This is a genomic window from Phaeodactylibacter xiamenensis (assembly GCF_965229835.1).
GTDB lineage: Bacteria > Bacteroidota > Bacteroidia > Chitinophagales > Saprospiraceae > Phaeodactylibacter > Phaeodactylibacter xiamenensis.
On sequence record NZ_OZ245931.1, the window covers coordinates 6,554,539 to 6,575,187 of the forward strand.

The 20,649-nt window shown below is 51.3% G+C and carries 14 protein-coding genes; 8 read left to right on the forward strand and 6 right to left on the reverse strand.

The annotated features are described in order from the left end of the window. Window positions 1-137 precede the first annotated feature (137 nt). On the forward strand, window positions 138-665 hold the full coding sequence (locus ACO08I_RS25210) for a biotin transporter BioY (protein ID WP_421947483.1): 528 nt from the start codon (window positions 138-140) through the stop codon (window positions 663-665). A 180-nt stretch (window positions 666-845) separates the two neighbouring features. On the opposite strand, the gene ACO08I_RS25215 is transcribed toward ACO08I_RS25210, so the two are convergent. Further along, window positions 846-1,337: a hypothetical protein gene (locus tag ACO08I_RS25215; protein ID WP_421947484.1), complete on the reverse strand. Its 492-nt coding sequence runs from the start codon at window positions 1,335-1,337 to the stop codon at window positions 846-848. A gap of 435 nt (window positions 1,338-1,772) precedes the next feature. Between ACO08I_RS25215 and ACO08I_RS25220 the strand changes: the two genes are divergently transcribed. Then, entirely contained in the window at window positions 1,773-3,065 is a 1,293-nt protein-coding gene (locus ACO08I_RS25220; protein ID WP_421947485.1) for a carboxypeptidase-like regulatory domain-containing protein, read from the forward strand. Window positions 3,066-3,069: 4 nt separating this feature from the next. Here ACO08I_RS25220 and ACO08I_RS25225 read toward each other — a convergent pair whose 3' ends face one another. Beyond that, window positions 3,070-3,792, reverse strand: a complete 723-nt coding sequence (locus tag ACO08I_RS25225) for an outer membrane beta-barrel protein (RefSeq protein ID WP_421947486.1) — start codon at window positions 3,790-3,792, stop codon at window positions 3,070-3,072. A gap of 153 nt (window positions 3,793-3,945) precedes the next feature. Here ACO08I_RS25225 and ACO08I_RS25230 point away from each other — a divergent pair, with 153 nt between their 5' ends. After that, window positions 3,946-6,690 (forward strand): SusC/RagA family TonB-linked outer membrane protein, encoded by a 2,745-nt coding sequence (locus ACO08I_RS25230; RefSeq protein WP_282783202.1) that lies wholly within the window; start codon window positions 3,946-3,948, stop codon window positions 6,688-6,690. 11 nt (window positions 6,691-6,701) lie between these two features. On the opposite strand, the gene ACO08I_RS25235 is transcribed toward ACO08I_RS25230, so the two are convergent. Next, window positions 6,702-8,405, reverse strand: coding sequence for a T9SS type A sorting domain-containing protein (locus ACO08I_RS25235; RefSeq protein WP_421947487.1), 1,704 nt, complete (start codon window positions 8,403-8,405; stop codon window positions 6,702-6,704). A 167-nt stretch (window positions 8,406-8,572) separates the two neighbouring features. Here ACO08I_RS25235 and ACO08I_RS25240 point away from each other — a divergent pair, with 167 nt between their 5' ends. Together ACO08I_RS25240 and ACO08I_RS25245 are read left to right on the forward strand one after the other, a co-directional pair. Further along, entirely contained in the window at window positions 8,573-11,158 is a 2,586-nt protein-coding gene (locus tag ACO08I_RS25240) for an alpha-amylase family glycosyl hydrolase (RefSeq protein ID WP_421947488.1), read from the forward strand. 91 nt (window positions 11,159-11,249) lie between these two features. Next, complete coding sequence (locus ACO08I_RS25245) at window positions 11,250-12,269, forward strand: WG repeat-containing protein (protein WP_421947489.1); 1,020 nt, start codon at window positions 11,250-11,252, stop codon at window positions 12,267-12,269. Here ACO08I_RS25245 and ACO08I_RS25250 read toward each other — a convergent pair. The 3 genes from ACO08I_RS25250 to ACO08I_RS25260 form a co-directional block, all read right to left on the reverse strand. Further along, on the reverse strand, window positions 12,266-12,916 hold the full coding sequence (locus ACO08I_RS25250) for a phosphatidylserine decarboxylase family protein (RefSeq protein ID WP_421947490.1): 651 nt from the start codon (window positions 12,914-12,916) through the stop codon (window positions 12,266-12,268). The genes ACO08I_RS25245 and ACO08I_RS25250 overlap by 4 nt on opposite strands. Before the next feature lie 76 nt (window positions 12,917-12,992). Beyond that, the gene (locus ACO08I_RS25255) at window positions 12,993-13,829 is read right to left on the reverse strand and encodes a phosphatidate cytidylyltransferase (protein WP_044222928.1); all 837 of its coding nucleotides are present in this window, start codon (window positions 13,827-13,829) and stop codon (window positions 12,993-12,995) included. A gap of 15 nt (window positions 13,830-13,844) precedes the next feature. Then, entirely contained in the window at window positions 13,845-14,756 is a 912-nt protein-coding gene (locus tag ACO08I_RS25260; RefSeq protein ID WP_052516059.1) for a CPBP family intramembrane glutamic endopeptidase, read from the reverse strand. A gap of 161 nt (window positions 14,757-14,917) precedes the next feature. Between ACO08I_RS25260 and ACO08I_RS25265 the strand changes: the two genes are divergently transcribed. The 3 genes from ACO08I_RS25265 to ACO08I_RS25275 all read left to right on the forward strand — a co-directional run bounded on the left by ACO08I_RS25265 (window position 14,918) and on the right by ACO08I_RS25275 (window position 20,582). Further along, window positions 14,918-15,634: a pyridoxine 5'-phosphate synthase gene (locus ACO08I_RS25265; RefSeq protein WP_282775343.1), complete on the forward strand. Its 717-nt coding sequence runs from the start codon at window positions 14,918-14,920 to the stop codon at window positions 15,632-15,634. 206 nt (window positions 15,635-15,840) lie between these two features. Beyond that, window positions 15,841-19,053, forward strand: a complete 3,213-nt coding sequence (locus ACO08I_RS25270) for a SusC/RagA family TonB-linked outer membrane protein (protein ID WP_421947491.1) — start codon at window positions 15,841-15,843, stop codon at window positions 19,051-19,053. 86 nt (window positions 19,054-19,139) lie between these two features. Continuing rightward, on the forward strand, window positions 19,140-20,582 hold the full coding sequence (locus ACO08I_RS25275; RefSeq protein WP_282775345.1) for a SusD/RagB family nutrient-binding outer membrane lipoprotein: 1,443 nt from the start codon (window positions 19,140-19,142) through the stop codon (window positions 20,580-20,582). Window positions 20,583-20,649 lie beyond the last annotated feature (67 nt).

Below are 20,649 nucleotides of genomic sequence, written 5' to 3' on the forward strand. Positions count from 1 at the left end.
TGGTGAGTTACCTATAAGGAAAATGAAAACTTATGAAAGCATATGAAATACATTCAAAAATATGGTTTAGAGCGCAATAGGTATATTTATTTTCTGTTGTGTATTTTGAATGCTGATGCGATTAAACCCAAACCACTATGACCACCCACCTGATCAACCTGGTACTAGCCTTGCTTTTCCTAGCCCTTATGGCTCAGCTGAGCATTCAGACGCCGGAAGCCCTGGGCGGCATCCCCATCACCGGTCAGAGCCTGGCTGTACTTTTGGTTGGGCTGTTACTGCCCTTCCCGTGGGGCGGGGGAGCGGTACTGCTCTACCTGCTGCTCGGTGGGCTGGGGCTGCCAGTCTTTGCCGAAGGGGGCAGCGGATGGTCTTCTTTTTCGGGGGGTAGCGGGGGGTTTCTTATTGGCTTTTTTATAGCAGCACTAGGCATGGGATTGCTGCGCCGCCGGGGATGGGGGCAGCATTTGGGCTACAGCCTCCTTGCTAATGGGCTGGGCACGGTCGTCATCGTGGGAAGTGGGCTGCTGTGGCTGGCGCACCTGTACGGATGGGACAAAGCGATGGAGTACGGCTTTTATCCATTCTGGCCGGGCGCTATCGTGAAGATACTGCTGGGCGGCTTTATCGCCTGGAGTATGCTGCGGAAGCGAAAGACTGCATAAGTCCCCCTGTGCAGCTGCTTTTGCTTTACCTGTCTTTTTGAAAATCTGAAGAGCGCTTTGCTGATCTGAGGGTAAGAATAAAAAATAGGGCATTCCGGTGGAAATACCCCATTGAGCCAGTGTTGATTAGGCTGTATTTTGATTAGCAATTTGACCTTTGCGTTAGATTTTAGACAAGGCCTACCTTCCTGATGTAATGTCTTCTGCCTTGACGTTGCTATCGTCCTCACGCGTCAAACGAATCCCGCAGGTTTCTCCGCTGGCATCCGTAAGATGAAATACGCGGTTGACAACCTCGTAGCCCTCCGCAGTGAGCGTCAACGTGAATTGGACAGGGTTATCTGCTGTAATTGGGTCTACACGGCGGATATCTAATGCCAGCGTCGCCAGACGAGGGTCTTCTTCATTGGTCTTCAAAATCAGTTGCTTCTCGCCAGACATCATGTATACCTCACTGGCGTGCGGCCCAGTGACCTCCGCTTTCAGGTCTGTTGGCAGACGGTCCTCTTCCGGTGCCGCTATGATTTGAACATTGATGGGCTCAATCAGTAATTCCTCTTCCAGATTGGTAGTTGTACCACGAAGCATGTGCTCCTCCTCCGTACAGGATACCGTGCCCATAAGGACCGCTACTGTAAGGATCCATACACGGGTATTCAAAATCTTTTTCATCGTTAATGTTGAGTTTTAGTGAAGTATATTGGTGCTAAATGAACGACAGTTCTAAAATTACACAACAAGATGCATTTTGTTCCCAAAAAAGGCCATTATACCCGGAAAAGACAAATCTGTTACTTTTGAATGCGATTGGTGGCAAAGATATGTTGGTAGAGTACCCGTTGCAAAAACGTCATTGCGGCAGATTCCCCGGAGCCAGCAAGTCGTATGCTGGTAGCCGGTAGGAGGCCGAAGAGGCGGGCTGTATGCCTTTTACGGGATTTTCATGAATACCGGTCAGGGATACAGTGGAAAATGAGTTGTGGTCATCTGCACACAAAGTGCAGCACTGTATATCGGATCGATCAGTAAAGGGCATACTCGTGCGGAGCAATAGTACTGCAATGAACCTCTTGCGCTGTGGCTTGTCAATATCAAAAGAGTAAAGCCATGAATAAAAGACTTTTAAGTGCTTCGGTATGCTATCTGTTGGCTATCAATCTTATTGGTCAATCTAATGCTGTATTGGGAAAAATAAAGGATGCTAAAACAGGTGTAGGCATCCCTTTTGCCAACCTGCTTCTCCTTACGGAAAAGACCGGTACTGCTGCTGATGCAGACGGGCAGTTTGAGCTTTCTGTCCGGGAGTGGCCCGCCCAAATCCGTGTTTCTGCAATCGGTTACCTCACAGATACGGTAGTAGTGGAACAGGCAGATGCGCTTCAGATTACCCTTCAACCCGTACCCGCTAATTTGCCCCTGGTAGAGGTCCTTGCTCAGAAAAAACTCCGGCAGCTCAGTCCGGAAGACCGCCTGCCTTTTGCCTTTGCCATTTGGGATGATTACCTCTTTACCCTTAGCCGGAAACGCACCGGGAGCAACGCCTGGATTGAAGTCCGCTCACCGGATGGCATATTGCTTTTTGAGCAGCAATTAGACCTTCGCCGGGTCACCGATATCGAGGTCAACTGCCGCAACCGCCTCTACCTGCTGGCCAATTACCGCTACATCAACCTGGGCTATACCCGTGCGCAAATCGTACCCCTGGAAACCATGAAGTATACCGATTATATCGGGGCTTACCGCGATTGCCGGTGCAGTACCGAGGAGGCGATGTACTATGAGAATGTGGCTTATCAGGGCCTGCTCAAGCGGTACCTGAGGGCCAGCCTGACTAACGGCGCGCTTGATAACTTCCGGCAGGTCCTTTACGCGGAGCAGCTGGACAATTATATGGCAGACCTCGGCCTGATTATGGAGGGCCAGTCGATTTCCAACACAGGTGATGTATCCAGAGCGGAAAACGATTACATCCGTACCCGCCAAACAGACGCAGACTTCCTGCAGCGGGTTTTTTACAAGAACCCTCAGGACAATTTTCTCTTTCTGGCCGGTGGGGAGTTAATCCTGTTTAACCACGATGAACAGCGGATTGAATATTTCGATGCTGAAGGCCGGCCAAAACAGGTGATACCAGCCCATTATGTACAGCACAAAGATTGGAACGGCCGGGTCATTCAGGATTTAAAAACGGAAGCATTCTATGCGCTGCTGCGCGATGAGACCGGCTATCTGCTCGCCCAAATTGACCTGAATACAGGGCAAATAGGGGAGCCTGTGCTCCTTAATATCTTGTTTTACGATGACATTGCCATCTACAATAATACAGCGTTTGTACTGGGTACGCCTACCGCCCACGCTGCTTCTGACGTTAAGCGCCTCTACACCAAGGCGCTCTGGTAGCAGGTTAATAAAACCGCACCCCAAATTCCAGCCCCAATTGCATATACCCGAGCTCGAAGGCATTGGGCCCGGTTAGCGACTCTGATTCACCAGTGAGTTGCTGGAATTGAATGCGGGGACCTGCGAAGAAGGTCGTTCCACCCAGGTTCATTTCCACGCCTGCGCTGCCCAGAATACTCAGCTGTATCCGGTCGAAGTCAACGTTGGAAATGGGCTCAGTGCGGCGGTCTACCCCAGCGTTATCAGGCAGCTCATGCCGTATTTTTCCAACTGATTGTATATGAAAGCGGGGAGCGATACCACCGGACAGGTAAAAACGGGTCTGCTCCCCGGGTGAAAGGTAGGTTAGCCTGAATGGCACTTCTACATAGCGATGCACGGTATTCTGGGTTACTGTACCAATATTTGGTGCTGGGATATCCGGATTGAAGCCACCCTGCCCATCATGTTGATTGCCCCAACGAAGGTCTTCACCATCAAACTGGAACCGGCGCCCGATCTCGGTATAGGCCAGCCCGGACTGCAACCGGAAATTTTGCCCCAGCTGATACCCGACCTGCATACCGGCATGTTTGGAAAATCGGGGGCCGTAGTCTTCAATGACCGGGTCCTGCTCCCACGACAGATGCGGGAATAGCTCCACACCGAAGGAGAAACGGCTTTGGGCAGTTCCGGAAAAGCTTAAAAACAGGATACAAACAACAGGAAGGAAGGTTATAGGTCTCATATCTAGGGTGTTTGATTCACTTTCAGAACCCGGCGTGCAAGTCTAACGCTGCATTCAAATAAATATTTTTTTGCTGTTCCACCTGTTAAAGTGTGGTGTTCTTCCAATTCATTGAGCATATATGCGTCATAGATTAAACAAATCATAAAATCTATGCCCGCTCCGGTTACTTCGCGCAAATTTTTGCTCCTCATCCTTTTTTCAGCCACTGTAGTGCTTCATGCCCAAGCTCAGGATACCCTTCAAACGGATAGCCTGCTACTCCATGAGCGCTATAGTTCCGTCTACAGAAAGACTGTAGAGGTTATTCCCTTGCCCTATGGTATGGAAACCAATGAAGCAATTAGCCCGCTACCAGTTGCCCATCTACGGGCTGAGGATTTTAATCAGGGCAACATACAGAATCCCATGCATTTGCTGCAGGGCAGGATCGCAGGCCTCACCATTGCCAGGGCTGGCAATGACCCCAACGAACCATTCGATGTACGCCTGCGGGGCATTTCAGCCCTGAACGGTCCACGCTCCCCCCTCATCGTCGTGGATGGTTTCCCGGCTGCGGACCTGCTCACTATTGACCCTCAGGATATTGCATCGGTTACCGTGCTACGGGGCAGCGCTGCTACGGCTATCTATGGTCTTAGAGGTCTACCAGGTGTAATTCAGATTGAAACCAGGAAAGGGGAAGCGGGCAATTCAGTAATCCGCTATCAAGGTTCGGTCAGTGCGGAGCGTCTGTCCCGGCAGGCAGAAATGGCAGATATATCGACCTTCTTGGAGCTTGGAGGAGAAAACCTGGGCCATCGCACTGATTGGGTGGATGAAATCACACGTACCGGCCTGGCCCACATACACAGCTTGTCCTTATCGGGTGGAAATGGCGGCACCACCTACCGGGCATCGGGGCACTACCGCAATGCATCGGGCATACTGCGAGGCTCTGGATTTCAGCGCTTTAACGGGCGGGCCAGTATACAGCAAACGGCTTTGGATGACCGGTTGAAAGTCTCTGCTACGGTAAGCGCGGCCAGTCAGGACAGCGATTTGGGCTTCCCGGAAGCGTTCCGGTATGCGCACATTTTTAACCCTACGGCACCGGTATTTGATCCGGCAGCGGTAGATTATGGTGGGTATTTCGAAACAGGGAAAGTGGAGGTCTTCAATCCGCTCTCCATAATTGAACAAGCTGTTCGTGAAGCTGAGCAGACGATATGGGCCACCAACCTACATGCTGAGTTTGAGTTGGTAAGGGGACTAAGCCTGTCTGGCCGCTATGCCGTGCAGCAATCGACTTGGACATTAGGAGAGGCTTATCAGAAAACAGCCTGGTACCGTGGATTTTTCGAGAATGGATTTGCGGCAAAGTCGACACGGTCCCAACGCAGTGCCCTTACAGAAGCATTGCTGAGGTATGAACGTCGGGTGTGGCAAGGTAGCGGTCTGCAAATAATTGCCGGGTACTCCCGGCAATATCTGCGGGGTGATGGTATTTTAATTGAGGGAGGAGATTTCGCAGAAGATGAAGTCGATTACAATAACCTGTCCGAATCGATAGATTTCTTTCAGGGGCTGGGTGAGGTCCGGTCCTTCGCTGGTGAGACTGCCCTGGAAGCGGGGTTCGCTATGGTGCACCTTACAGTTAAAAAGCCACTGGCTATATATGGAGCTTTGCGCTATGAGCGGTTACCATTGTTCGACCGGGAAAACGATTGGAATGCCTTTCCTTCCGTAGGGGCGTCTTACAACTTCGAAGGCCTGTTTTGGAAATCAAAGAATATAGATGCCCTGAGCTTGCGTGCAAGCTATGGCCTGACAGGAGGAACGCCCTCTGGCACACCTTTAATAACGGTGCCGAATGGGGGGTATAGTGTCGCTCCAAGTCCCTTACGCCCGGAGCGGGGCGAGACTTTCGACCTGGGTATGCATTTTAGTTTATACAGGCGCAGACTGGTGGGCAGTATCAATGCTTATCGTTCAGTCACGAGCAACTTTCTGGATTTTGTATATGCCAACGCTCCGGTGCTTTCAGGGCGTGGCAACTTTTGGGAGCGCGATGCCCGGTTTGTCACTCAGGGTACCGAGGTGGCACTCGAGTGGGAGGCTAAACAAAGTGGGGCAATTAGATGGCAGATGGCGGTCGTGGCAGCTACTGGTCGTACCAAGTTGGAAAACGGGCTCGACCGGGCTACCAAGGCTGGTTATTTGGGCCCGCCATTGACGTTTGGTCTTTCTTATCAAGAGCCCATACGCTTCCAAAGTGGAGCCTTGATGGGACAAATATGGGGGCCAGTCTACGCAGGCGTGGATGATGATGGTGAATATATATTTGAAGATCAAAATGGGGACGGTTCCTTTAGGAATGAAGAGGAAGACTTTGCCGTATTGGGCAATGCCCAGCCCTCGTTTACATTGGGTTTAGGCAATACTTTTCAGTGGGGCCGCTTTGATCTCCAGGTATTCTTCAGGGGTGTTTTCGGGCACGACTTGCTCAATGCTACCCGGGCATCTTACGGTAGCGGTGCAGTGACGAACTTGTATAATGTCGCGGTTGGAGAACCTTTTAATCGGTTCCTCAAAGAGCGGCCAACTATCAATAGCCAGCATGTGGAGTCGGCTTCTTTTCTGAGTCTTGACAACCTAACGCTTAGTTACCGGCCCGGCTTGAGACGTGCTGACGGTCGGCTTGACGATCAGGCCTTACGGGTTTTTCTAAATACTCAGAATCTATTTACCCTAACCCGGTATACCGGTGTTGACCCCGAAGTGCGCTACGGACCACTCCGCAGTACCGGCTTTGGGGGTCATTATAGCGATGCGAATATACTGTCCTGGGGCATCGACCGGCGCAATACCTACCTGCCCGCCCGTACCTTTACGTTTGGGGTGGAATTGACGCTCTAAAAAGGCGTGTCTCACCGGGCTATGATAAACCGTTTTGCCGCGCTTTCCCCTTCCGTAGTCTGTAAGGACAGGATATACATGCCCGTCGGATACGGACTGAGGTTTACCTGGAGCGGGTTGTTGCCTTGTACAGGCAGTACAAATTGTTCTATGATCTGCCCCGTTGGATGAATAATCCGGCAAGTGGCTGTCCCGGACCCCCCCCAGTCAATGAATAGCCGGTCCTGAGCCGGATTGGGGAAAACCTTAAGTTGTATTGCTTCAGGTGCGGGGGGCGTACTTACTACAAAATCAGCGCAAGTGCCATCATTCCCTGAATTGGCATCGGTCTTGTCGTCGGGGTGTGAGGTCCAGAAGCAAACGGGCTCCAGGTCTCCCGCGTCGCCCTCGGTGTGGATCCAGAAATTGCTCAGCGTCACCTGTAAAGTATTGCCGGGGAGAAGGTCCTGCCCTTCGACATCATAGGCAAAGCGTGCGGGACGATTACCGGACCGAATTTTGAACCGGCTGACAGCTTCGTCACCGAAATTTTGTACCTGGACTACAACCGAGTCGAAGTAAGTCCGGCTAAACCCTGGAAAAGCCGGATCGCCCTGCGTGTAAAGTACCGCTCCTAATTGATACCCAATAACGCCTAAGTCCCGGTCGAGCCCAAAGTCTTCGCCTTCAAAGGTGTAGGAAGTGGAGAAAAAAGCCTCTGTGCCTCCTGTGGGCATATCAGAGCCAAATGTTTCCAGCCCGGCAAGCCCCAGGTATTCGGCGCCCACATCCACGCGCCAAAATTCACTATCCTCATTCAAAGGGAAGCTGCCCTGCAATTGAAGGCTGTCATTGAAAATATAGGCTTGCTGGCTTTGCGTAAGCACCGCTACCTTGCCATAGCCGGTGGAGAAATCCAAAATAGGATCGGTTGTGAAATCAGCGGCCTGCAGGATTTCAAAATCAGGAGTAAGGGCAAAAAGTGAATCGTGCCGGTAGCCGATGATGCCGTTGTATGGATTGGGCTCGATGCGGCTGAAATGCCACTGCGGAAAGTGAGCGGTCGGAACTCCCTGTGCGGAAATCGTGTACAAGCCAGTAGGCCCGGTATAAATCAAGCGCCCACCTGAAGTGATCGTTTGATCCTGCACCTGGAATTCAAAGAAGGATTCCCATGATGGCTGACAGGACTGATAGGATATTCTACCGCCATGAGCGTTGTTGAAATTAAAGTGAGCCTCCGGGCCAAGCAGGGCTATTTCACCGGTTGGGAAAGCATCTCCAGTAGGACCGGTTAGATCATGAGAAAAGCTGTTGAAACAAAATAACTCCGCACTATTCCAAGTGGTACCAAAATAGTCGAAATATCTCCATACACTAATCCAGCCCTGATCGTCTACCCACCCAGTGATATGAGGGATGACGAAAGTAGAGTCCGGAAGTTCGATAACATCTGAAATATCGAGCGTGGCACCGTTATCGTGGGTTTCCTGTATAGCGAGAAAGAATATCTCTGGATCTTCCTCGTCGCTAACCACCAGCTTATGCTCTTTAATCACATCCGGTTGCGGTGTTGGGCTGACCTTGTGGGTGAAATTAAGCAAGTGCTCCCCCCGCTGAGACACTACAAAAGTCTTAATGCTATCCGGGAATGACTCGTCGAGCGCCCATTCGACCTGAGCGGTAGTGGTAATCGTAGCAGACAAAATAGCAGCGCAAAAGAGAGACCATTTCATAGCCGTTGGGGTTTTTCCTTCAATATAGTGCAATGACACTGTAAACGCCAACAAAAAATAAAGCAGCGTCGGGCAACCAACAAATCAATCAGGGATGAAGCCCGATAGCTGGAGGTTGTTCCTTACCTTTACCAGTATTAGTCGCATTGTTTTAACCATCCATTGATATGAATTCATTCCGCTTTTTTACCTGCCTTTTATCGCTGCTTAGCCTTTCCTTTGCCAGCTCTGCCCAACCCGTCCCCCTAACCTTTCGGGTAGATATGAGCCAGGAAACCCTGTCGCCCAACGGTGTGCACGTTGCCGGCAACTTTCAGGCTGTAGCCGGGTACGGCGGGGATTGGATGCCCGGTGCTTCCCCTTTGGCGGACCCGGACGGAGACCAGGTGTATGAACTGACCGTAGAGGTGCCCCCCGGCACTTACCTGTACAAATTTGTCAATGGCAGCAGCTGGAATGAAAAACCGGAGCTGCCTTCCGCAGATTGCGCGATTGGCGATGGTGGCGGCAACTTCAACCGGCAGGTGACAGTAGGAGAGGCAGGGCTAAGCCTTCCGGCATTAACTTTCGACTCCTGTAATGCCACGCTGCGCCTCGCCGTCAATATGAAAATGGAAACGGTCGCTCCCGAGGGCGTCTTCGTGATGGGCGACTTCCAGGAAGCAGCCGGGCTGCCGGAGAACTGGGACCCTACTGCTATCCCCTTACAGGATGAGGACGGGGACGGTGTATTCGAAACCCGCCTGAGCGTACCTCCCGGCGATTATCAGTATGTGTTCCTCAATGGCAGCACCGTGGAGGCACCGCCTTTGGACTGTACGGTGGAAGGGCCGGATGGGCAGCGGGTACGTACGGTACAGGCGGAGGCAGGTGGCGCCGGGCCTTTGGTGTATTGCTTCAACAGCTGCACCCTCTGCGACCCGGCTTTCTCCCTAGACTTCGAGACACACTGGTGGAACGATGCCGTCTTCTACGAAATCTTCGTCCGCAGTTTTTACGATAGCGACGGAGATGGAATAGGGGACTTTCAGGGCATCATCGAAAAACTCGATTACCTGAATGATGGCGACCCGGATACCGATACCGACCTGGGCATTACCGGAATATGGCTGATGCCGATGATGGAATCGCCTTCCTACCATGGCTATGACGTCACGGATTACTACGCTACTGAGCCGGACTACGGCACTATGGAGGACTTCGAAGCCCTGCTGGATGCCGCCCACGACCGGGGCATCAAAATTATCATCGACTTTGTCATGAACCATACCTCCAATCAGCACCCCTGGTTTCAGCAATCGGCCAACAGCCTGGGCGGCTACCGGGACTGGTACGTGTGGTCGGACTCCAATCCGGGCTTCATTGGCCCGTGGGGGCAGACCGTTTGGCACCCGCGCAACGGCGATTACTATTATGGGCTGTTTTGGGGCGGCATGCCGGACCTCAACTACAGCCACCCTCCGGTGAAAGAGGAAATTTTTGATATCGCCGAGTTCTGGCTCAACAAAGGCGTGGATGGCTTCCGCCTTGATGCCATCAAGTACCTCGATGAGGATGGGACGATTTTGGAGAATACGCCTGAGACCTTCGAGCTGCTGGAGGATTTTCGAACGTTGTACAAAAACGTAAATGCTGATGCCGTAACGGTAGGAGAGGTGTGGTCCAATACCGCTTCCATTCTGCCTTACGTCACGGAGGAACGACTGGATCTGTGCTTCGATTTCGACCTGGCTTACGGGATTATTGCGGGGGTCAACGGGGGTACGGCTTCGCCCATCCGACAGCAACTGGCGGTTATTCAGGAGGGGTACCCCAAGCTTCAGTATGCGACCTTTCTGACCAACCACGATATCGACCGCATCTACAGTCAGTTTGAGGCACTGGACTACAAAATGAAGCAGGCGGCATTTATTTATTTGACGCTGCCTGGGGTTCCCTTTATCTATTACGGGGAAGAAGTAGGCATGCTGGGCACCGGCGCCCATGAGAACATCCGCCGCCCCATGCAGTGGACAGGAGGCGCTCATGCGGGGTTCACCAATGGAAATCCCTGGATTGGAGTAGGAGGGGGCTACACGGTCAATAACGTAGCGAATATGGAGAGTAACCCTTCTTCCCTGCTCAGTACCTACCGGGAACTTGTGCACCTGCGCAACGAAGAGGAAGCCCTTCGTCGTGGCTACTTGCTGGATGTACAGTCCAGCTCGGAAGAAATTCTGAGCTATGCCCGCATTCTGGAAGAGGAGGCCCTGGTGATGGTCGCGAATATGGGCTTCAACAGCTTTTTCAATACCACCTTTAATCTTCCGGTGTCTTCCCTGCCCGCCGGGGAATACCGTATTACAGAAATCCGGTCGGACACAGATATGGGTACGCTCACTGTAAACGCCACCGGGGGCATTGAAAACTGGGTGATTAGCAATGCGGTGCTTGATGCCTTGGAAACCTGGGTATTCCGCTTGTCGCTGGAAACGCCATCGGGTACAGCATCGATGCCCACTTCAGTTATGGATGCTAAGGTCTTTCCTAATCCGGCAGCTGAAAGCGCTACGGTCAGGTTAGACGGCGACATCGGGGCCGGTCCGGTACACCTATCCCTGTTGCGGTCTAATGGGCAGGTTTTAGAAACGGCAACGTTCTCCGAAGCTACGCACCGCCTGGACTTCAGTGACTACCCCTCAGGCTTGTACTTCGTCAGGCTGCAGCGGGAAGGGCGTACACAGGTATTGAAACTGATGATCAGCGGCCCCTGATGTATGCCTGTGAGGCAGATTTGAGGGTGGCCAATGCAACAAAGCCAACCGTATAGAGTATATTCGCCCAAAATTTTTTCCAAATCTGCCTATGGACAGCCCGCTTTACATTATTCGTGACCGGGGCCGCTACGGATTCATCGACCGTATCGGGGATGTGGTTATTGAGCCGCAGTATCTGGAGGTTGAGGATTTCTACAATGGCTTCGCCCGTGTCCGGTTTAATGATAAGCTGGTGCACATGGACGAGATGGGGCGCTTGCTGCTCAAGCACTGGTTCCGGTTCATTGGCTTTTTTGAAGAAGGGCTGGCCCGGGTACAGCTTGTTCGCCGCTGGGGCTACATCAACCGGCGCGGCGATTTGGAAATCCCCCTGAAGTTTGATGCTGCCGGTGATTTTTCAGAAGGGCTGGCACCGGTCGCCAGGGGTATTTATTTTGGATTTATAGGCCCGGATGGAGAGTGGGCTATTCAGCCGGAGTTTGATGCGGCCGGCCCTTTCAGTGAAGGGCTTGCTGCCGTGCAAATTGGAGAAAAGTGGGGCTACATTGACAAGTCCGGCACCCTTGCGATCACCCCTCAGTACGATAGAGCAGAGGCCTTCCGTGACGGAGTTGCTGCAGTGTGGGAAGGGGAGCAGTGGGGCCTGATAGACACGGCAGGGCAGCTACTTTTGGAACCGCAGTTCGATGCACCGCAAGGTGGCCTGGCCGGTGAGTTTTTCAATGGAATGGCCACTATTGTACAAGACGAAAAGTACGGTTTTATTAATACAGAAGGGGCTCTACTGGTTGCGCCCCGCTACACATTTGCCGGTGACTTTGGAAATGACCGGGCTCCGGTGGAACTGCACGGTCGGTATGGTTATATTGACACAGCGGGACATCTGGTGATCAAGGCCGGCTTTCAGGATGCCGGGGTTTTCTCTAACGGGCTGGCCCAGGTAAAGAACAAAGGCCATTGGGGTTACATCGGTACAGATGGCGTCTGGCGGATCCCGCCCCGTTATCAGGCTGCACTGCCTTTTCGGGCGGGACTGGCACAGGTGGTCTATCAAAACCGCTGGCAATACCTCAATGAGCAGGGGGAAGTCATCTGGACAGAGCGTTAAATTCTGGCGATCACTGTTTTATTTCCTTTTACCTTATCACCGATATTGACCTTCACTTCTGCATCAAGCGGCAGGAAGAGGTCTACTCTTGACCCAAACTTGATGAAGCCCATTTCACCGCCCTGCGTAATGCGGTCGCCAATGCTAAGGTAATTACGAATCCGCTTAGCCATCGCTCCGGCGATTTGCCGAAGCAGGACTTCCGTTTGCCCATTCTTAATTACCACGGTGGTCCGCTCGTTTTCAGTGGAAGACTTAGGGTGCCAGGCGACGAGATACTTGCCCGGGTGATGTTTCAGATACCGAACTTCTCCACCTAAGGGATTGCGATTGACATGCACATTGAGCGGAGACATGAAAATGGAAACCTGCAGGCGTTTGGCGTTGAAGTACTCGGTCTCTTCAGCCTCCTCAATGACCACGACCTGCCCGTCTGCGGGAGCGTAGACCAGCGTATCATCTGCCTTGGGGATCGTTCTTTTCGGATTGCGAAAAAACTGTAGAACCAAGGCAAAAAAGATAATGGATGCGGCTGTTGCCAGCCATAAAAAACCAGGCCAGGCCAGGTAAGTGACGATATTAAGGACAGCTAAGGCGAGGCCTAAAATAATGAGCATGCGATGCCCTTCGCGGTGTATGATTGCCATGAGGTATGTTCGTTAATTTTGCTCCAAATTTAGGTGGAAGATCTGATATCCTAAGCACATAGGACAGAATAATGTTCTATCGGATCCATAAGAGATAGGCTGTCGCAAAGGGTAACAGGAATATGAATGCATCAAAACGGTCCAGGAGCCCTCCGTGCCCCGGTAGCAACCCTCCGGAGTCTTTTATCTGCACACTCCGCTTGAGCATAGACTCCACCAAATCACCCAGCGAACCGAAAATCACGACTATGGCCGCCAGTACCAGCCAGTCGCGCAGGTCCAGCTCCTGGAAAGTATAGTAAAGGATCATCCCGAAAACAAGCGTAAAGATCATTCCTCCAGCCGAGCCCTCCCAGGTCTTTTTGGGGGAAATGCGCGGGAAGAGGGGCGTTTTCCCGAACTTAGAGCCTACGAAGTAAGCGCCGGAATCATTCACCCAGTTCATAACTAAAAGTGCAAAAACGAGATTCGGATAATACAGACCGCTGTCAAAAGCTACAAAAAGCAGCAGCGCGAAGGGGACGCCGATGTAAACCATACCCAGCATCACAAAGGCTACGTTTTCAAAGGGGCGCTCCGATTTTGTATACAGCTCATAGATGAAGACCGAAAAGGTGAACGGAAAAAACAAAAGGGAGGAAATAGCGATAAAGGCTTCCCGGTTTGGTACCAGTTGGAGTTGCACGATGGTGCTCATAAAAAAGGGCACGAGCCCAAGCCCCAGTGCCAGCATGCGCCGTATCATATCCCGGCGGTGCTGCTTGGTGAGCACGAGCCCGAAGAATTCCCACAGCGCGCCTCCGGTAATAACGGCAAACAGGGCCACGAAGCTCACTGGGCCTGCGTAAATGCAGCCTGTTACGACGAGGACGAAAATAATACCGGTAATGGCGCGTTGGATCAGACCATTCATGTTTTGGTATATCAGTTAGGGCTGCAGGGGCGTTTCTTCAGCCTCCGTTGGTTTTACTTTTGTTAAATAATGCTGGTAAAGATAGTAACTCAATCCCGCAATTAGTAATACGGACAAACCGGTCGCCCACCAGTTGACATCTTCAATGGTCGATTCCGCCAACGCATTTTTCTGTATATACTGCCCGGCGATCTGCATACCATTGATGAAGAAGTGCGCCAGAATAGGTACCCAGAGGCTTCTGGACCACAGGTACAAATAGCCCAGCCCAGCCCCCAGAAATAAGCGTGGGAAAAAACCGGCAAATTGAAGGTGAAAAGCGCTGAAAATAAAGGCTGCCATCCAGACGGCCAATACGGGGTTCTGCCCCATGCGCTCCAGTTGCTGCTGTATGATACCTCTGAACAATAACTCTTCTCCAATTGCCGGGAGAACGGCCACGACGAAAAGCGTGAGCAGGAATTCGCCCGCAGAGTTCATGACCAAAATCCCTTTGATCATTTCGGCAGCATCGCCCTCCATATTGTTGGCCCAGTCCGGCAAGGGCAACTGCATATTAAGCCAGTACAGAAACTGAGAGAAAATAAAGATGCCAAAAATAAAGGCCACCGCTGCGGAAAGTATATTGACGGAAGCTCCCCGGTCCAGCCTTAGATAATGTAAGGCTCGTTGGCGGTAAACCAGATAAGCCGTCAGCGCAGAGGAAACCGTGAATACGAAAAGCTGGGAAAAAAGATTGACTACCCGTACGAGGTTGCGCTCTTCCACCGGGCTTTGTTCATTAAAGCCAGTAATCACGGTGTTCAGCTCCAGTCCCTGCAGTTGTGCGGCCAGGTATCCGAGCCCGCTGCCAATTCCGGCTCCCACCATCATAAAAAGGATTAGGAGCAGGAATACGCCCAGTGGCGGTAAATTTTCTGTATCCATAAGTTGGTCTCTATTCCGGTCGAAGTTAGGAAAATTGTGGCAACCTTAGGGCTTCCGGTAACTGGCTTTGTATTGCGCAGCCGTTGCCCCGGTGTTCAGGCAACCAAGCAGACCGAAAAACGTTCTACAAATTTACTCCTAATCCAAAAATCAAAGATGGCATGCCAACTCGTCTAAGTGTAAATATCAATAAAGTTGCGCTAATCCGAAACGCCCGGTTGGGCAACCTCCCGGATCTGGTGCAGGTCGCAAAAGACTGCGAGCGGTTCGGAGCAGAAGGCATCACTGTGCACCCCCGCCCCGATGAGCGGCACATCCGCTACAGCGATATCCCACAACTAAAAGCAGTAAATACGACTGAATTCAATATAGAAGGCAATCCTACGGAAAAATTTATGGAGTTGGTGCAGCAACACCAGCCCACACAGGCTACACTCGTGCCGGACAGCCCCGATGTGCTGACCTCCGATCAGGGGTGGGACACCGTCAAGCACAAAGCCTTTCTGATAGATATCACGCAGCAGTTGCATGCAGCAGGCGTCCGGGTATCCATCTTTGTCGACCCGGTTGCCAAATACGTGGAAGGAGCGAAGGCGGTAGGTGCAGACCGTATCGAATTCTATACGGGAGATTATGCCAAACAGTTTGAAGCAGACCGTCAGAAAGCCGTTGCCCCTCACGTTCAGGCTGCAAAGGTGGCCCGGGAAGCCGGGTTGGGGATTAATGCCGGGCATGACCTCAATCTCGACAATCTTCGGTTTTACCAGGAAAATATCGAAGGCCTGCTTGAAGTTTCAATTGGGCACGCCCTGATCTCTGATGCTCTTTACTTCGGGCTTTCGAATACTATTCAATTGTATTTGCGGCAGTTGGGATAGGGGGGGATTGTTTTTGGCGTTCGGTCGGTCGGCTTACCAAAAAGGGTGAAAACAGAAATTTTGGCATCCTTCAAGGCAGCGCATTGGGAAATCATGGCGTTAAATTGACATAAGGTTAACAAAAACTTAACCTTTAAACTCTTTATGTTTGTGAAAAGCGCTACTTTAGCGTTTGACTCTACGTTTTAAAACAAAAAGTAATTAGTATGAAAAAACTCTCACTAGTGCTGGGACTGGTGGTCTTTGCCATTGGTTCCATGCTCGCACAGAGAACTGTCACTGGTACTATCAGTGACCAAAACGGCGACCCGCTCCTGGGTGCCAGTATCTTAGTCAAAGGAACAACAACGGGTACAATCACCGACATCGATGGGGCTTACTCCATCAATGTCAAGGGTGAAGATGCCATTTTTGTAGTCAGCTACACCGGCTTCGAAACGATGGAAGTAGAGGTGGGCAATCAGACTGCATTGGACATCACTATGACAGAAGGTGTGAATCTTCAGGAGGTTGTGGTGGCTGCCCTTGGTATTGAGCGCCAGGAAAAGGCACTTGGTTACTCCGTACAGGAGGTTTCAGGTGCAGAACTGGCGGAGACCAAGGAAGTCAACGTTGTGAACTCCCTCAACGGTAAAGTTGCGGGTATTCAGATCCAGGGCGCACCTTCTTCGTTGGGCGGTTCTTCCCGTATTACCATTCGGGGTTCCAACTCTTTCCTTGGTGATAACCAGCCGCTGTTCGTTGTAGATGGTATCCCACTGGATAACTCCAACTTCGCTTCCAATGCGCAGATGCGCGGTTTTGGTGGTGGTACGGCCTATGACTACGGTAACACCATTCAGGACATTGACCCTGAAAGCATCGAAAGCATGACGGTACTAAAAGGTGCGGCTGCCTCTGCACTCTACGGTCAGCGTGGTGCAAACGGTGTTATCCTGATCACAACCAAGGACGGTTCCGGCCGCAAAGGCAAGGGAATTGGTGTTGAAGTGAACTCAAGCATGACGCTTGATCAGGTGAACAACCTCATCCCTCACCAGCAGGAATACGGCGGCGGTGCCTTGAACACAGGTACCCCACACGGTTTCAATACTGTAATTCAGGATGGTCAGGAATACCTCTATCCTTCTTACTCAAAGGACGGCTCATGGGGACCAAAGTATGACCCTAACCGTCTGGTTCGCCACTGGGACAGCTGGGACCCAGGCAGCCCACTGTACAAAGAAGTACGCCCATGGGTTGCTCCTAACTCCGGCTACGAAGACTTCTTCGAAACAGGTCAGACGCTACAGAACAGCATCGCGCTTAGTGGCGCTAACGACCAAGGTAACTTCCGCCTGGGCTTCACCAACCTGAGCCAGGCTGGCACTATGCCTAACGGTGAACTCGAGCGTAACACACTTACCTTCAACTCCGGGTACAAAATCCACGATCGCGTACGTGTGGAACTGGCAGGTAACTACGTTCGTACGGATGCACAAAACCGTAACGTAACGGGCTACAACAACGGTAACCCAATGCAGGCCTTCACCCAGTGGTGGCAAACACAGCTGGACATGGACCGTCTGCGCAACGATGTTCGTACGGATGGTTTCCAGCAGACCTGGAATGCACGTGGCCCTCAAAAGGACGCTGACAACAATCTGTTGTTCTACGATGAGCAGCCCAACTTCTTTGATAACCCATTCTGGGTACGTGAGAACTTCCTGCAGGAGGATACTCGTAACCGCTTCTTCGGTAATGGTCAGGTAGTTGTTGACCTTGCAGAAGGCCTTTCACTTTCCGGCCGCGCTGGTACAGATTTCTATCAGTTCAGCACCCGTGAAGGTATTCCAATCCAGTCCGTGGAGACTTCTTACTACGGAGAGGAAGAGCGCCGCTTCCAGGAAACTAACATGGAAGCAAAGTTGAGCTATAACAAAGACTTCGACCGCATTTCATTGAATGTTGTTGCTGGTGGTAACCGCATGCATCAGTTCATCCGCCGTACTTCTGCTGAGACTAACGGTGGTCTGGCACTGGACGGTTTCTACAATATTAGCAACTCCCTGGCTTCTCCAATCGTATCAACGAACGAGCAGGAGTGGGGTATCAATAGTGTATTTGGTCTGGCTTCTATCGGCTTTGACAACTGGCTGTACATGGATGTTACCGCTCGTAATGACTGGTCTTCCACGCTTCCGGAAGGGTCAAATTCTTACTTTTACCCATCCGTTTCATTGAGTGCAGTAATTTCTGACTTACCAGTATTCGGTGGTGCCATCGGTCCGATCTCATTCGCGAAAGTACGGGCAAGCTACGCTCAGGTAGGTCTGGATGCTGACCCTTACCGCCTGACAGACGTATTCTCTCCACAGGTGCCTAACTATATGGGCAACCCTCGCTATGCGGTACCAAACGGACAGAATAATCCAAATCTTGGCCCAGAGCTTACTTCTGAGTATGAATTTGGTCTTGATCTGCGCATGTTCAATGGCCGATTCGGCATTGATATCGCTTACTATGACCGGACTACAGAAGACCAGATATTCTCTGTTCCTGCCTCAGCAGCTACCGGCTATACTTCCAAAATTCTTAATGCCGGTGAGATGCGCAACTATGGCGTAGAATTCCAGGTAAACGTAGTGCCAATCGAAACTGAGGACTTCCAGTGGAATATTACGCTGAATGCACTGCGCCAGAACAACGAGGTGGTTAGCCTTGCTGACGGTGTGGAAAGTATTGCACGTGGAGGCACATGGGCTGCTGACCTTCGTATTGCTGAAGGACTGCCATACATGGCTATCTTCGGACAAGACTACGTGTTTAATGAAAATGGTGAGCGCCTGGTGGATGAAGACGGGTTCTACCAGTTTACCAGTGAGCGTGTATTCCTCGGTTCTGCGGTCGCAGACTGGACCGGTGGCTTGCAGACAGGCTTCCGCTACAAGGGGCTCTTTGGTAGCGTTTTGTTTGACTTCCAGAAAGGAGGGGCTATCCACTCTACTTCTCTGCAGTGGTCTAAGTACTCCGGCATGCACCCTGAGACCGTTTCTTTCAACGGAATCGATGATATTCGTGCCGAAGGATTGATCCTGCCAGGTGTGAAGGAAGATGGTACGCCAAACGATATTGCGGTTGACCCACAGGTGTACTACCAGACTTACTGGAACCGTGCCGCGCCAAACGTATTTGAAGCCAGCTTTATCAAGCTGCGTGACGTTCGCCTTGGCTACAAGATTCCTAACCGTCTGTTTGGCAAAGCGCCATTCCGTGACGTAACAGTGTCTATCTTTGGCCGTAACCTGGCTATCCTTACTGCTGACCTGCCATACCTCGATCCACAGATCATCACAGGTGCTGGTAACGATCAGGGACTGGAAAACGCACAGATTCCTTCTACCCGTTCTATGGGTGTTAACCTGAGCTTCAAGCTTTAATTTTAACAATACCGAAACGTTTGGCGGGCACTGTTTTCGCCCGCCAGGCGTTTTGTTCGGTGTTCTTAACTAAAACAAAATTTACAATGAAATATATCTTTCAATATAAGTATGCCCTACTGCTAAGCGTACTGCTGGTTGGGTCTACTGCCTGTGAGGATATCACAGAGCTAAACGTTGACCCGAATAACCCAATCGATGTACCCGCTGTAAACCTGGTGACAGAAGCGGAGTATCAGGTCAATCGTGTACTTTGGAGCCGTGGTTATAACGCAGAGTGGACCATGCTTTGTGTGCAGCACTGGGCTCAGAATGAGTACGCTGAAGAGTCTCGTTATACCGTAGATGGCAATGACTTTGATGTGGAATGGGTCGACTTCTATACAGACGTTCTGAAAGAACTTGAAGTGGCAAAAGGAATGATCCAGATGGACGAAACGCTTACAGAAGCGGTGCGGGGCAACCAGATTGCTATCATTGAAATCCTGATGGTTCATACTTTCCACAATATGGTGGATGCTTTCGGTGACATGCCTTATACACAGGCGTTGAAGAGTATCGAGTTCCCACTCCCTGCCTATGATACACAGCAGAGCATTTATACGGACCTGCTTGCACGTATGCAGGCGGCTGTTAATGCACTTGATCCTTCTTCTGGTTCATTTGATTCCGGCGAATTGATCTATAACGGTGATGTTGACATGTGGCGCAAGCTCGGTAACTCTCTGATGATGCGTATGGCTATGCGTATTGTTGATGTGGACGAGAACACTGCCAAGACGTACATCGCTTCTGCAGCTGAAGGTGGTATGCTTGAAGGCAATGAGGACAATGCACTGTTTGCATTCTCTTCTGATCCAAATATTGCAAACCCGCTCTTCATTGATGCTGTAATCAATACCCGTGATGACTTTGCCGTCACTGATGTACTGGTTGACAATCTCAAGGCTATGGGAGACCCTCGTCTTGATGTGTATGCAGCTCCTACCAACAGTGGTGAAATCGTAGGTATGCCTTATGGCCTGACTGACGGTGATGCATTCGCACTGAAGTCCACAACTTCCCGTCCAAGCGGAAGGGTACGTGAGGCTACAGCTCCGGCTGTGATCATTGACTTTGCTGAGGTGAACTTCCTGGCAGCTGAGGCTTTCCAGCGTGGAATTCTCGCTGGCGATGCTGCTGCTGCTTATGCTGCAGGTATCGAAGCGTCTATGAACTACTGGGGTATCACTGATGAGGCTGCGATTGCAGACTACGTTGCTGCTAACCCTTACAACGCAGACAACTGGAAAGAGTCTTTGGGCTGGCAAAAGTGGATTGCATTCTACATGAATGGCCCTCAGGCATGGGCAGAATGGCGCCGTCTGGACTACCCGCAGCTGGAAGTGCCAGCTGCTGCTACCAACGATGTAATCCCTGTTCGCCTGCCTTATCCAATTAGTGAGCAGACGCGTAACAACTCTTCTTTGCAGGCCGTTACTTCTAACCCTAACGACCTGAGCTCAAAGTTGTGGTGGGACGTGAACTAAGTTAAGCTCGACAGAGTTAATACTCCGAGTTAATCGTGTAGGGGCTGTTGTTACTGATGTGGCAACA